Origin of the sequence: Winogradskya consettensis, from assembly GCF_018332715.1 — a bacterium.
Lineage (GTDB): Bacteria > Actinomycetota > Actinomycetes > Mycobacteriales > Micromonosporaceae > Actinoplanes > Actinoplanes consettensis.
Genome location: NZ_BOQP01000035.1, coordinates 31,743 through 44,246, shown reverse-complemented (window position 1 = coordinate 44,246; position 12,504 = coordinate 31,743). Strand labels below are relative to the sequence as shown.

Genomic DNA, 12,504 nt, shown 5'->3' with positions numbered 1-12,504 from the left:
AGAGGGGTACGACTTTCCCGGCACGGGTACCGTTTGATACATGAAGGCGTTTCTGCTGCTGGTATTCATCCTGATCGTGGTCGGTCTCGTCGTGGTCTGGCGCCGGGGCAGCGCCGCCCGCGAGCAGCGGCAGCTCGACGACGCCCGCGCCGAGGCCCAGCGCTGGTACGAAAGACTCGGCGGCCAGGTCCTCAACCTGCACGGCGACGACCCCGCGGCCCGGCAGGCACTGTCCGACGCCGGCGAGCGCTACAACGCCGCCGGCGGCCAGCTCCAGCAGGCCAAGACCGTCAAGCAGTTCGAGCTCGCCCGCGAGTCCGCCCTCGAAGGCCTCGCCTACGTCCGCGCCGCCCGCACCGCGATGGGCATCGACCCCGGCCCCGAGCTCCCCCCGCTGAGCAGCTCCCGCGGCGCCGGCCAGCTCACCACCGAGCGTGAGGTCACCGTCGAGGGCCACCAGTACAGGGCAGGCCCCCAGCCCGGCACCGACACGCCCTACTACTACCCCGGCGGCCGCGTCCAGGGCCGCCCGGTGCCCGCCGGCTGGTATTCCACACCCGTCTGGAAAACCGCTCTCGGCGCCGGAGCCGGCGTCCTCGGCGGCATGCTGATCTTCGACGCGCTCTTCTCCCCCAGCTTCGGCGACGTCGGCTATGGCGACGGCTACCAGGACGGCTTCCAGGACGCCGCGGGTGACTTCAACGGCGGCGGCGATCAGGGCGGCGTCGACCAGGCCGGCGACTTCAGCGGCGGCGGCGGGGACTTCGGCGGCGGTGGCGGCGACTGGGGCGGTGGCGGCGGGGACTTCGGCGGGGGCGACTTCGGCGGCGGAGACTTCTAGTCTCCTGAGTCGCTCGTTTCCTGTCTCCGGCCGCAGGGCTAGATGCACCTAACGCCGCAGAAGGTTGCGGAAATGCGGGGTTCAGCGCAACTTCGTGCCCGGTGCTAGATCCTGCTGCTGTCGCCGGCTACTGCGGTGAATCAAAGGCTCACGGCCACTGGAACGCCGGCACGAACAGACAAGAGCGCCGCCGAGGACAACCTCGGCGGCGCTTCTGCGTTCAGGGCATCCCCGGTCGACGAACTCACCAAGCAATAGCCGGCCAGACGCAGCCCGGGCCACGCCAGGCTGCCCGGCCAGATGCAGGCCCGGTCAGGCGCGGGCGGCTGCGGCGGCTGCCAGCTCGCGGGCTGCTGCGGCGGCCTTCATGTCGCGGCGGAGCTCCTGGGGGAGGGAGAAGGTGAGGCGTTCCTCGGCGGTGGTGTATTCGGTGACCTCGCCGAAGCCGCGCTCGGCGAGGAACGCGAGGACCTCCATCACCAGGTCGTCCGGGACGCTGGCGCCTGAGCTGACGCCGACCGTCGACGCGCCCTCGAGCCACTCGTCCTGGATCTCGGAGGCGTAGTCGACGAGGTGGCCCGCGCGGGCTCCGGCGCCGAGGGCGACCTCGACGAGGCGGACCGAGTTGGAGGAGTTGGTGGAACCGACCACGATGACGACGTCGCAGTCGGGGGCGATCTCCTTGACGACGTGCTGGCGGTTGGAGGTCGCGTAGCAGATGTCGTCGCTGGGCGGGGACTGCAGCAGCGGGAGCTTGGTCTTGAGCCGGGCGACGGTTTCCATGGTCTCGTCGACCGAGAGGGTCGTCTGGGAGAGCCAGACCACCTTCGACGGGTCACGGACCACGACGTTCTCGACGTCGTCGGGGCCGTCGACCAGCTGGATGTGGGCGGGGGCCTCGCCGGCCGTACCGATGACCTCCTCGTGGCCCTCGTGACCGATGAGCAGGATGTCGTAGTCCTCGCTCGCGAACCGCTTGGCCTCGTGGTGGACCTTGGTGACCAGCGGGCAGGTCGCGTCGATCGCCTTGAGGTTGCGCGCGCGGGCCTGCTCGTGGACCTCGGGGGCGACGCCGTGGGCGGAGAAGACGACGGTGGAGCCCTCGGGCACCTCCTCGTTCTCCTCGACGAAGATCGCGCCACGGGCTTCGAGCGTGCTCACCACGTGTTTGTTGTGCACGATCTGCTTGCGGACGTAGACGGGGGCGCCGTAGAGGGTGAGCGCCTCCTCCACGGTCTGGACCGCGCGGTCGACGCCGGCACAGTAGCCCCGGGGCTTGGCGAGGAGGACACGCTTCGCAGAAGTCACCCGGCAATGGTACGTGCAACCGGCCAGGAATCCGCGGGCAGCGATGAGCACCACAACCTGGTAGAAAGTCGCGATGCGCGCACTCCGGATCTTCCTCGGCGCCGTCACCCTGGTGCTCGGGCTGACCTGGCTGCTGCTCAACCTCACCCTCGACGGCTTCGTCCGCGACCTGATCGTCGGTGTGGTGCTGGCCGCCGCCGGGCTGGTGCTGCTCATGCCGCACCGGGTCGCGCTGCCGCTGGTCCCGACGGCGGTGATCACCACCGTGGTGACGCTGGTGGGCATGGCGGCCGGGCTGCTCGCCGTACGGTCCCAGTTGTCCGGGATGTGGGCTTTCAACACGTGGCGCGGCTGGCCGTACGAGTGGCTGAACAAGGGCGCGTCGGCCGAGATGTCGGATGCCGCCCAGGATCTCGCGGCGAAGGCCAGCTGGGAGGTGCCGGATTTCCTGCACGTCCTCGGCGACCTGTACTTCTGGGCCATGGCGGGACTGCTGGTCGCCGCAGTGATCAACAAGCGGCGTTTCCGCACGTGACCGGACTGCCGGGCGCGATACTCGGGCGATGAGCGCCGTTGGCAACGTGGGTCCCGCCACCGACCACCCGGCGGCGGAGCCCGAGGAGGACGAGGAAGGCCCCGGCCTGTGGGGATCCTTCGGCGCCGCGCTGCGGCTGATCGTCGGCTGGTTCTCGATCGCGATCGCCGTGCTCAACCTGCTCGTCGAGCTGGACCGCTCCGACGGCACGCCCGACGGCGCGTACGTCTTCTTCCATTTCATCGTCCTGGTCGGCGGGGTCCTGCTGGTCTCGCTCGCCTGGATCGGCGCCCGCCCGGGGATCCTGGGCTATGTCGTCGGGGCGGCCGTGATGGTCGCCGGGGTGGTGGTCAGCGCGATCCCCGCGAACGACACCGTCTGCTGCATGACGGCGTTCAGCGAGCGGCACGGATACCCGTTCACGATCCTGGCGCGCGACGCCGGCTCCCGATGGCACATCGACAGCCAGCACCTGATCGCCGACCTGCTCTTCTGGGGATACCTGGGCCTGGTCGTCCTGCTCACCGTCGCCCTCACCCGACGGGTGGCCGGCCTGGAGGACGACGGGGAGCACTGAGCCCGACAAGGTGGCCGGGTTGGGGGAGGGCGAGGGCTGAGCCCGTAGGGTGGTCCGGGTGACGGAGCCCGACGCCAAACCGACCGCCGACGAGCCGTGGCCCGTCCGGGTCGTGAGCCAGAAGGTCGGCGCCTGGGTGGCCCGCCTCGGCTGGGTGTGGGTGGACGGCCAGGTGGCCCAGATCAGCAGACGCCCCGGTGCCAGCGTGGTCTTCCTGACCCTGCGTGACCCCTCGGCCGACCTCAGCCTCACCGTCACCGCGCATCGCGACGTGCTCGACGCGGGAGCCCCGGGGCTCACCGAGGGTGCCCGGGTCACCATGCACGCCAAGCCCGAGTTCTATCCCGCACGTGGTTCGCTGAGCCTGCGCGCCGACGAGATCCGCCAGGTCGGCCTCGGTGAGCTGCTCGCCCGGCTGGAGCGGCTGAAGAAACTGCTCGCCGCCGAGGGGCTGTTCGCCCGGGACCGCAAGCGCCGGCTGCCGTTCCTGCCGCAGCGCATCGGGCTGATCACCGGCCGGGCCTCCGCCGCCGAGCGGGACGTCCTGATGAACACGCGCCGCCGCTGGCCGAGTGTGGAGTTCCGCACGATCAACGTGCCGGTGCAGGGGCCGACCGCGGTGCCCCAGATCATCGACGCGCTCAAGGTCCTGGACAACGACGACACCGTCGACGTCATCGTGCTCGCCCGCGGCGGGGGCAGCGTGGAGGACCTGCTGCCCTTCTCCGACGAGGCGCTCTGCCGGGCCGTGTTCGGCTGCCGCACCCCCGTCGTCAGCGCGATCGGGCACGAGACGGACGCGCCGCTGGTGGACTATGTCGCCGACCTGCGCGCCTCCACCCCCACCGACGCCGCGAAACGGATCGTGCCGGATCTCGACGAGGAGACCCAGCTGATCACCCAGGCGCGGCGGCGGCTGGACCGGGCGGTGATAACCCAGCTCGACCGGGAGAGGCACCGGCTGGAGGCGTGGCGCTCGCGGCCCGTCCTCGCCCGCCCCGAGACCCTCGTCGACCAGCGGGAACGCGAGGTCGGGCAGCTGCGTGACCGGGCCACGCGGAGCCTGGAGAACAGGCTGCGCCGGGCCGACGACGAGCTGCGGCACACGCTCGCCCGGCTGCGGGCGCTCTCCCCCAAGGCGACCCTCGAGCGGGGCTACTCGATCGTTCAGCGTGCCGACGGCCACGTGGTCCGGGCCGCGGACGAGGTCGCCGCGGGAGATGTTCTGCGCGTACGGCTGGCGGACGGCGAGCTGCGCACCGAAGTACAGGAGCACGGATGAGCGACGAGAAACTCAGCTACGAGCAGGCCCGCGGCGAGCTTGCCACGGTCGTCGAGAAGCTGGAGCAGGGCGGGGCCTCGCTGGAGGAGTCCCTGGCGCTGTGGGAGCGCGGCGAGAAGCTGGCCGACGTCTGCCAGCGCTGGCTGGACGGCGCCCGGGACCGCATCGAGACGGCCCGGGCAGCCCGCCCGGAACAGTGAGGCTCAGCCTTCGCCGTTGAGCATCTCGTAGGCCGAATCCGGCGCGTCGTCCACCTCGGCGGCCGGCGGGACCTCCGGCTTGGCCGAGGAGCCGTAACCGGTGAGGTCGACGGTCCACTTGCCGGCCGGCGTGTTCGTCACCTTCGGCATGTCCAGCACGAGCTTGGTGAGCCGGCCGTCCTTGTCGAGCGTGGCAACGTACGGAATCGCCTTGCCCTGGGTGGGGTCGAGTCCTTCGAAGGCGCTCTTGCCGAGGATCTGGGAGTCACCCTTGATCCCGGTGAGGTCGACGGTGCCGGTGATGCTCTTGTCATCGCCCTTCGTGGTGGTCGCACCGGCGAGCAGCGCGGCAACGCCCGCGACGTCCGGATCGTCGGCGTTGAGCTGCAGATCCTCCGCCTTGACCTTCGTCAGGTCGAGCTTGAGCCACTTCTTGCCGCTGAACATGTCGGCGGTGGCCTGCACGCCCTCGTTGAACTTCTCGGCGTCGGGGCCGGTGCCGCCGAGCGCCCTGAGCGCCTCCAGCTGCTCGTTGGCCTCGCTCGCGCCGGTGGTGATCTTCACGAAGCGGTCCGTGCCGACCACCCGGTAGCTGATCGTGGCCTTGGCGTCCTTGTCGACCAGCGTCTCGAAGTCGACCGACGCGGCGTGGCTCGGGGAGTCCACGACGCCCTTGGCGACGCTGTCGCCCGGCAGGGTGGTGGTGAACGTGTAGTTACCCGCCTTGATCCCCGAGGTCGACGACCCGATCGTCGGGGGGTCGTCGGTGCAGGCGGCGAGGCTGAGGCCGAGGAGGGGAACGAGAACGGCGGCGAACCGTCGATTCATGAAGGGTTACTCCGGAGGCAGTTCGAACGGGACTGCGGGAGCCTAAGGGATCGTCAATGGTCGCGCTGCCCCGTTACGGCAACGACGAGACCAGCTCCTCGAGGTGCTCCGAACGGTCCGAGCCGACCACGATGATGGTCCGGCCCTTCTCGATCAGCACCAGGGCGACCTCGCCCTTGCGGGCGTCGTACTTCTGCCAGGCGCGGGCGCCGGAGCGGATCGTGCCCGTCGCCTTGGGCGAGCTGCCCAGCTCGGCGGGGATCAGGGTCGCGGTGGCGACGCTGCTCTCGACCAGCTGCAGCGGCTTGTCGCCCGGGTCCACGTAGCCGAGGCGCAGGGTGCCCCCGCCATCCCCCCGGCGGAACAGGGCGGTCTGCAGGTGCCAGTCCTTGCCGAGCCCCTGCGGCTCCGCGACCTCGAACAACGCCGCGTTGCGGGCCTCCTGCAGGGCGGGCTTCGGATCGGCGGTCGCCGGCTTGTCGCCGTCCAGCACGAACCGGTAGAAGAGCAGCAGCAGCGCGATCGGGATCAGCAGGATGGCGAGCGAGAAGGCCATGTCGCGGGGCCTGCGGTCACCGCGCGTGCTCGGGGCCGGGGTTTCGGTGCTGGACACCTCTCCATTGTTAACCATGTCGCGTGCGCGGGACTTGGCGCAGGTCGACGTGTGAGGATCGGGACATCCGAATCCCCCGCACCGTCGCGAGGAGGCCCCCGCCATGCCCGCTGCAGCAAGCCCCCAGGACCTGGACCGCAATATCGCCCTCGATCTCGTCAGAGTCACCGAGGCCGCCGCCATGGCCGCCGGCCGCTGGGTCGGCCGCGGTGACAAGAACGGTGGCGACGGCGCCGCGGTCGATGCCATGCGCAAGCTGATCAACTCGATCCCGATGCAGGGCGTCGTGGTGATCGGCGAGGGCGAGAAGGACGAAGCGCCCATGCTGTTCAACGGCGAGCGCGTCGGTGACGGCACCGGTCCGGAGGTCGACGTCGCAGTAGACCCCGTCGACGGCACCACGCTGATGAGCAAGGGCATGCCGGGTGCGGTGGCCGTGCTCGCGGTCGCCGAGCGGGGTGCGATGTTCGACCCGAGCGCGGTCTTCTACATGGAGAAGATCGCGGTGGGCCCGGACTGCGCCGACGTGATCGACATCAACGCGGGGGCCACCGAGAACCTGCGCCGCATCGCCAAGGCCAAGCGCTCCGACGTCTCCGACGTCACCGTCTGCATCCTCGACCGACCCCGGCACCAGGCCCTGATCCAGGAGGTCCGGGCGGCCGGCGCCAACATCAGGTTCATCTCCGACGGCGACATCGCGGGTGCCATCGCCGCGGCCCGCGAGGAATCCGACGTCGACGTCCTGATGGGCATCGGTGGCACGCCCGAGGGCATCACCGCCGCGTGCGCCCTGAAGTGCCTCGGTGGGGCGATCCAGGCCAAGCTCTGGCCGCTGGACGACTCCGAGCGGGAGAAGGCGCTGGCCGGCGGGCACGACCTCGACCGCGTGCTCATGACCGACGACCTGGTCACCGGCGACAACTGCTTCTTCGTGGCGACCGGCGTGACCTCCGGCGACCTGCTCAAGGGCGTGCGTTACCGGGGCGGCGGCGCGCACACCCAGTCGATCGTCATGCGTTCCAAGAGCGGCACGATCCGCGTGATCGACTCGTACCACCGGCTGGAGAAGCTCAAGCTCTACTCCTCGGTCGACTTCGACGGTCACCTGCCGGCGGTCTGGCCGGAGTCCGTGTGACCCAGACCGTCTCGCCGCCGGCGGTCACCACCGGGCGGCGCGCGGCCGGCGTCGTGCTCGCGGTGGTCGCCGGGGTCGCGCTCAGCGTGCAGTCCAGGATCAACGGCGAGCTTTCCGTACGCCTGGACGACCCGATCGGCGCCGCCCTGATCTCGTTCGGCTCGGGGCTGGTGGTACTCGCGGTGCTGGTGCCGCTGCTCCCGGCGGGCCGGTCGGGGCTGCGAAGGCTGCGCGACGGCCTCCACGAGCAGCGCATCCGCCCGTGGCAGTGCATCGGCGGCATGTGCGGCGGTTTCCTGGTCGCCACCCAGGGTCTGACCGTGCCCACACTCGGCGTGGCGGTCTTCATCGTGGCCCTGGTGGCGGGCCAGTCGTCGAGCAGTCTGATGGTCGACCGGGCGGGTGCGGGCCCCGCGGGTCCACAGCCGTTGACCGTCCCGCGGCTGGCGGGGGCGGTCCTGACGGTCGTCGCCGTGCTGATCTCGGTGGCCGACCGGATCGGTCATCCGAGCGCCCTGGCCCTGGCCGTGCTGCCGCTGCTGGCCGGGATCGGCATCGCGTGGCAGCAGGCGGTCAACGGCCACGTGCGGGTGGTCTCGGGCAGTGCGCTGGTCGCGGGCCTGGTCAACTTCGTGATGGGTACGAGTGTCCTCGTCCTGGCATTCGCGGTGTCGGTGCTGTTCCGGGGCTTCCCGGCGCACCTGCCGCACGGGCCGTGGTGGCTCTACGTGGGCGGCAGCCTGGGCATCGTGTTCATCGCCGTCGGCGCGGCGGTCGTGCGCTACACGGGCGTCCTGCTGCTCGGGCTGGGCATGATCGCCGGCCAGGTCACCGGCGCGCTCCTGCTGGACGAGGTGGTCCCTGGCGACGCCGGCCGCCCCGGCTGGCACACGGTCGTGGGCACGGGCCTCACCCTGATCGCGGTGGGGGTGGCTGTGCTGCCTCGGAAGCTCAGATATCGGTGAGCGTGGTCGTGGTGGGGTCGTAGAGCGCCGGGACCGGCCGGGGCCGCCGGCGCCGGAACGCTACCGCCGCGACCACACCGGCGAGCAGGCCGAACAGGTGCCCCTGCCACGAGATCGCCTCGTTCGTGGGCAGGATGTTGTAGATCTGGTACCAGTAGAGCAGCCCGATGAAGGCCGCAACGGCGAGGTTCCACCAGCTGCGCTCGACGAAGCCGCGGGCGAAGAGCAGGCCGAGATAGCCGAAGACCACGCCGCTGGCGCCGACCACGACGCTGGACGGGTCGCCGACGAGCCACACCCCGAACCCGCTGACGAGCACGATCAGCAGGGTCGACCAGAGGAACCGGCGGGTGCCACCGGCGAGCACGAACGTCCCGACCAGGATCAGCGGGATGCTGTTGCCGTAGAGGTGGTCCCAGCCGGCGTGCAGGAACGGGCTGAAGATGACACCGTCGAGCCCGTCGATGCGGCGGGGGATGATCCCGCCGGCGATGTCGAGCGTGCCGGCGCCCAGCCCCCGGTCGATCGCCTCGATGAGGAAGAGCACGGGGACAACCGCGCACATCACCACGAAGGCTCGGCCGATCGAGGCGAAGAACGCCTCGGTGCCGAATTTGGTGCTCGCGTCGCTCTCGGGCCCCGGGTAACTCATCCTCCGATGGTTACCGATGGCCGCCACTGTCGCCAACTTCCCGTGCTCGATCAGGCACGCTCAGCCGATCCGACTACCCCGACCGCCACCCTAGGGTGCACTCATTTGTGCGGTCAGCTTCTTGATCGCCGGCCGGAACTTGGAGAGCTGGGTGTACACGCCCGGATACTCCTCGCGGGCACAGCCGAGTCCCCAGCTGACGATGCCCACCTGGATCCACCGGTGCCCGCTCACCCCCACGAGCGGGCCGCCGGAGTCGCCCTGGCAGGTGTCGACGCCCGGCTTACCGGCGCAGAGCGATTCGTCCCGGACCAGGGAAACACCGATCTTGCGGTACGCCTTGGCGCACGCGGCGTCGGGAATCATCGCCACGCTCGCGTACCGGAGGCGTTTCTCCTGCTTGACGGAGCTCTCGCTGGTCTGACCCCAGCCCACGATCGTGAACGGGCCCTTCTCGTTCGCGGCGCGCCCCAACTCGAGCGTGGGCAGGTCGAGTTCCCGGTCCAGTTTGATCAGTGCCCAGTCGTCGCCGCGGGTCTCGTCGCGAAAGTTCGGGGCCCGCACGACCTCGACCGAGTGGGCGGTGACCCGGTCGGCGGAGCGCAGGTCGGCGACGCCGGCGACGGCCTCGATGTGATCGTTCGGGCCGGTCTTGCCGACACAGTGCGCGGCGGTGAGGACGACCCGTGGCGCGGTCAGCGCGCCGCCGCACCCCACGGAGAGCCGGACCATCCAGGGGAACCGGCCGTCGGGCGCGAGGATGCCGCCGACGACGACGCGGGCTTTGTCCTGGGCGGACGCGCCGACCGGGCTCACCGCCAGGACGGTCCCGAGCACGAGCAGGAGGGCGACTTTCCGGAACATCCCGACATTTGACCACCACAAAAGACCGGAAAAAGGGGTACGCGCCGAAGCGCATACCCCTTTATCGCAAGTCTGTCAGTACCAGCCGACGCTCTCCGAGTGGTCCCAGGCGCCGCACGGGGTGTCGTAGCGGCCCTCGATGTAACCGAGGCCCCACTTGATCTGGGTGGCCGCGTTGGTCTCCCAGTCGGAGGCTACCGAGGCCATCTTGCTGCCGGGCAGGGCCTGCGGGATGCCGTACGCACCCGAGCTCGTGTTGCTGGCCTTCTCGTTCCAGCCGCTCTCCCGGTTGAACAGCTTGTTCAGGCAGGGGAACTGGTCGATCCCGAAGCCCGCGTCGAGCATCAGTGCGCAACCCGTGGCGCGGTTGCCGCTGAACTCGCTGCAGGAGGACGGGATCGGGCCCACCTCAGTCGTCGAGGAACCGGAGGAGGACGAGGACGACGACTTCGCGGCGGCTTCCTCCGCGGCCTTCTCCTCGGCTTCCTTCTTCTCGATCGCCTTGGTCTGCTGCGTGAGCGCCTTGCTGGCGGCGCTCTTGGCGTCGGTGGCGACCTTCGAGGCCGCGTCACCCTCCGCCGCACGCTGATATGCCCGAGCGGCCGCGTGCTGGCTGTGGCGCTCCTTGAGCAACGACATCTCGTCGAACTCCGTGCTCACGTCCGCCTGGACGACAAGCTGCGCCTGCGCCCCCTGCTGCTGGACATCCCGGCTCTGGCCGAGGTAGACCCCGCCGATCGTGCCCACAACGAGCAGTCCCACAGAGGCCACACGGATTCCGACCCGGCTCCAGAGCCGATTCACGAAGAGTTTCCCTTCGTAGGGGGCAAGGACGCGACCGGCCCGTCAAGCCGGTCAGCATGGCCCGCGATCGATCTCCGACCGGGCGGCCCACGCCATTCATGCTCGCCAGCCACCATGGCTCACCGTGAAGGCGATGTGAAATAAGAATGCAACCTTGTGAAATGAATCACAGGATGTTTAACATTAAAACGGGGTGAATCAACTCCATCCGACTCACCCGTACGATGTAGGCTGAGTGACTTTGAGTAATTGACTCTAAGCATGGCGTGAGGCGGGAACCCTGCCCGGGCGCCCGCCTCACGATGACTCAGGGTCAGAGCGGGATCTCCTCCAGCAGATCGGTGACGACCTCTGCGATGGGTGAACGCTCGGACCTCGTCAGGGTGACATGGGCGAAGATCGGGTGGCCCTTCAGCGCCTCGATCACCGCCGTCACGCCGTCGTGCCGGCCGACCCGCAGGTTGTCGCGCTGGGCGACGTCGTGGGTCAGCACGACCCGCGATCCCTGACCGATCCGGGAGAGGACGGTCAGCAGCACGTTGCGTTCCAGCGACTGCGCCTCGTCGACGATCACGAAGGCGTCGTGCAGGCTGCGGCCGCGGATGTGGGTCAGTGGCAGAACCTCGAGCAGCCCGCGCGCCATGACCTCCTCGACGACGTTGGCGTGCGCCACCGCCCCGAGCGTGTCGAAGACCGCCTGCGCCCAGGGCGACATCTTCTCCGATTCGCTGCCCGGCAGATAGCCGAGCTCCTGGCCGCCGACCGCGTACAGCGGACGGAAGACGATCACCTTCTTGTGGCGCTGACGCTCCATCGTCGCCTCCAGGCCGGCGCAGAGCGCGAGCGCCGACTTGCCGGTGCCCGCGCGGCCACCGAGCGAGACGATCCCGATCGAGTCATCCGTCAACAGGTCGAGGGCGATGCGCTGCTCCGCCGAGCGGCCCCGCAGGCCGAACGCCTCCCGGTCGCCGCGGACCAGCTTGACCGACTTGTCGGGGGTGACCCGGCCCAGCGCCGAACCCCGGGCCGAATGGATGACCAGGCCGGTGTGGCTCGGCAGGTTCTCCGCGGCCTCCAGCTCGAGCTCGTCACCCGAATAGAGGCTGTTGACCTCCTCCTCGTCGAGGGTGAGGTCGGCCATGCCGGTCCAGGTCGGATCGCTGGCCTGGCCGTGCAGGTATTCGTCCGCGGTCAGACCCACCGCCGCGGCCTTGACCCGCAGCGGCATGTCCTTGCTGACCAGCGTGACGTCGCGACCTTCCGCGGCGAGCCCGAGAGCCACCGAGAGGATCCGGGTGTCGTTGGAATCGTTGCGGAACCCCTGCGGCAGCACGCTCTGGTCGGCGTGGTTGAGCTCCACCCGCAGCGTGCCGCCCTCGTCGTTGCAGAGCACGGGCTGGTCGAGCCGGCCGTGCTTGATCCGCAGCTCGTCGAGCATCCGCAGCGATTGACGGGCGAACCAGCCCAGCTCGGGATGGTTTCGCTTGCCCTCGAGCTCGGAGATGACCACCAGCGGCACGATCACCTCGTGATCGGTGAACCGCCGGAAGGCGCCCGGATCGGAGAGCAGGACCGAGGTGTCCAGCACGAAGACCTTGCCGGTTGGAGCGGGCTCCGCGTCGGCGTGCCGGTCTCGGGAACGCCGCCCCGAGGAGGCGCGGCTGCTGGAGTCTTTGGCGGCCGGGATCTTCTGCGTTTCCCCGGCGTCATTACGGCGAGATGTCACAGGCCTGCTCCAGCGGGCGTGCAACCCGGCCGCCCGCGGTCCGCCACGTCCGGCGCCCGTCACTTTCACGGGGTCGGGTGCTGGCCCCGTGGCGCACTTGTCGCAGGTCCGGGCTATCGGATGGCCCGGGAGAACCCCGTGCCATACCTAGAACGCTAGCGGTCAACTAGC

General features: G+C 69.9%; 14 protein-coding genes. 7 read left to right on the top strand and 7 right to left on the bottom strand.

The window, feature by feature from the left end; all coding sequences use genetic code 11:
• Nucleotides 1-40: 40 nt before the first annotated feature.
• Entirely contained in the window at nucleotides 41-841 is an 801-nt protein-coding gene (locus Aco04nite_RS30395; RefSeq protein ID WP_213000670.1) for a hypothetical protein, read from the top strand.
• Between the two features lie 312 nt (nucleotides 842-1,153).
• Here the strand turns inward: Aco04nite_RS30395 and Aco04nite_RS30390 are convergent, their stop codons facing one another.
• Nucleotides 1,154-2,200 carry a 4-hydroxy-3-methylbut-2-enyl diphosphate reductase gene (locus Aco04nite_RS30390; RefSeq protein WP_438874956.1) on the bottom strand — a complete coding sequence of 349 codons (1,047 nt, stop codon included), beginning with the start codon at nucleotides 2,198-2,200 and terminating at the stop codon, nucleotides 1,154-1,156.
• A 22-nt stretch (nucleotides 2,201-2,222) separates the two neighbouring features.
• Here Aco04nite_RS30390 and Aco04nite_RS30385 point away from each other — a divergent pair, with 22 nt between their 5' ends.
• The 4 genes from Aco04nite_RS30385 to Aco04nite_RS30370 are packed head-to-tail and all read left to right on the top strand — an operon-like array spanning nucleotide 2,223 to nucleotide 4,743.
• Nucleotides 2,223-2,684, top strand: a complete 462-nt coding sequence (locus Aco04nite_RS30385; protein WP_213000668.1) for a hypothetical protein — start codon at nucleotides 2,223-2,225, stop codon at nucleotides 2,682-2,684.
• A 28-nt stretch (nucleotides 2,685-2,712) separates the two neighbouring features.
• Complete coding sequence (locus Aco04nite_RS30380; RefSeq protein ID WP_213000667.1) at nucleotides 2,713-3,261, top strand: hypothetical protein; 549 nt, start codon at nucleotides 2,713-2,715, stop codon at nucleotides 3,259-3,261.
• A 58-nt stretch (nucleotides 3,262-3,319) separates the two neighbouring features.
• Nucleotides 3,320-4,543, top strand: a complete 1,224-nt coding sequence (xseA, locus tag Aco04nite_RS30375) for an exodeoxyribonuclease VII large subunit (protein WP_213000666.1) — start codon at nucleotides 3,320-3,322, stop codon at nucleotides 4,541-4,543.
• On the top strand, nucleotides 4,540-4,743 hold the full coding sequence (locus Aco04nite_RS30370; protein ID WP_203838352.1) for an exodeoxyribonuclease VII small subunit: 204 nt from the start codon (nucleotides 4,540-4,542) through the stop codon (nucleotides 4,741-4,743). Before xseA ends, Aco04nite_RS30370 begins: the two co-directional genes overlap by 4 nt.
• Nucleotides 4,744-4,746: 3 nt before the next feature.
• Here Aco04nite_RS30370 and Aco04nite_RS30365 read toward each other — a convergent pair whose 3' ends face one another.
• Entirely contained in the window at nucleotides 4,747-5,571 is an 825-nt protein-coding gene (locus Aco04nite_RS30365) for a hypothetical protein (protein ID WP_213000665.1), read from the bottom strand.
• A gap of 73 nt (nucleotides 5,572-5,644) precedes the next feature.
• A complete protein-coding gene (locus tag Aco04nite_RS30360; protein WP_213000664.1) occupies nucleotides 5,645-6,184 on the bottom strand; it encodes a DUF4245 domain-containing protein in 540 nt (179 codons plus the stop codon).
• A 103-nt stretch (nucleotides 6,185-6,287) separates the two neighbouring features.
• Between Aco04nite_RS30360 and glpX the strand changes: the two genes are divergently transcribed.
• On the top strand, nucleotides 6,288-7,322 hold the full coding sequence (gene glpX, locus Aco04nite_RS30355) for a class II fructose-bisphosphatase (protein ID WP_203838349.1): 1,035 nt from the start codon (nucleotides 6,288-6,290) through the stop codon (nucleotides 7,320-7,322).
• Complete coding sequence (locus Aco04nite_RS30350) at nucleotides 7,319-8,287, top strand: DMT family transporter (protein WP_213000663.1); 969 nt, start codon at nucleotides 7,319-7,321, stop codon at nucleotides 8,285-8,287. Before glpX ends, Aco04nite_RS30350 begins: the two co-directional genes overlap by 4 nt.
• Here Aco04nite_RS30350 and Aco04nite_RS30345 read toward each other — a convergent pair.
• The 4 genes from Aco04nite_RS30345 to phoH2 all read right to left on the bottom strand — a co-directional run bounded on the left by Aco04nite_RS30345 (nucleotide 8,274) and on the right by phoH2 (nucleotide 12,333).
• Nucleotides 8,274-8,939, bottom strand: a complete 666-nt coding sequence (locus tag Aco04nite_RS30345; protein WP_213000662.1) for a rhomboid family intramembrane serine protease — start codon at nucleotides 8,937-8,939, stop codon at nucleotides 8,274-8,276. The genes Aco04nite_RS30350 and Aco04nite_RS30345 overlap by 14 nt on opposite strands.
• Before the next feature lie 90 nt (nucleotides 8,940-9,029).
• On the bottom strand, nucleotides 9,030-9,803 hold the full coding sequence (locus tag Aco04nite_RS30340; RefSeq protein WP_213000661.1) for a S1 family peptidase: 774 nt from the start codon (nucleotides 9,801-9,803) through the stop codon (nucleotides 9,030-9,032).
• A 75-nt stretch (nucleotides 9,804-9,878) separates the two neighbouring features.
• Nucleotides 9,879-10,607 (bottom strand): aggregation-promoting factor C-terminal-like domain-containing protein, encoded by a 729-nt coding sequence (locus tag Aco04nite_RS30335; RefSeq protein WP_213000660.1) that lies wholly within the window; start codon nucleotides 10,605-10,607, stop codon nucleotides 9,879-9,881.
• A gap of 313 nt (nucleotides 10,608-10,920) precedes the next feature.
• Nucleotides 10,921-12,333 carry an RNA 5'-3' helicase PhoH2 gene (gene phoH2, locus Aco04nite_RS30330; RefSeq protein WP_213000659.1) on the bottom strand — a complete coding sequence of 471 codons (1,413 nt, stop codon included), beginning with the start codon at nucleotides 12,331-12,333 and terminating at the stop codon, nucleotides 10,921-10,923.
• Nucleotides 12,334-12,504 lie beyond the last annotated feature (171 nt).

What these genes read in the sequence shown, in the direction of transcription:
- Aco04nite_RS30395 (WP_213000670.1), top strand. Translation starts at nt 41, where the DNA reads ATGAAGGCGTTTCTGCTGCTGGTATTCATCCTGATCGTGGTCGGTCTC.
- Aco04nite_RS30385 (WP_213000668.1), top strand. Translation starts at nt 2,223, where the DNA reads ATGCGCGCACTCCGGATCTTCCTCGGCGCCGTCACCCTGGTGCTCGGG.
- Aco04nite_RS30380 (WP_213000667.1), top strand. Translation starts at nt 2,713, where the DNA reads ATGAGCGCCGTTGGCAACGTGGGTCCCGCCACCGACCACCCGGCGGCG.
- Aco04nite_RS30370 (WP_203838352.1), top strand. Translation starts at nt 4,540, where the DNA reads ATGAGCGACGAGAAACTCAGCTACGAGCAGGCCCGCGGCGAGCTTGCC.
- Aco04nite_RS30365 (WP_213000665.1), bottom strand. Translation starts at nt 5,571, where the DNA reads ATGAATCGACGGTTCGCCGCCGTTCTCGTTCCCCTCCTCGGCCTCAGC.
- glpX (WP_203838349.1), top strand. Translation starts at nt 6,288, where the DNA reads ATGCCCGCTGCAGCAAGCCCCCAGGACCTGGACCGCAATATCGCCCTC.
- Aco04nite_RS30345 (WP_213000662.1), bottom strand. Translation starts at nt 8,939, where the DNA reads ATGAGTTACCCGGGGCCCGAGAGCGACGCGAGCACCAAATTCGGCACC.
- Aco04nite_RS30340 (WP_213000661.1), bottom strand. Translation starts at nt 9,803, where the DNA reads ATGTTCCGGAAAGTCGCCCTCCTGCTCGTGCTCGGGACCGTCCTGGCG.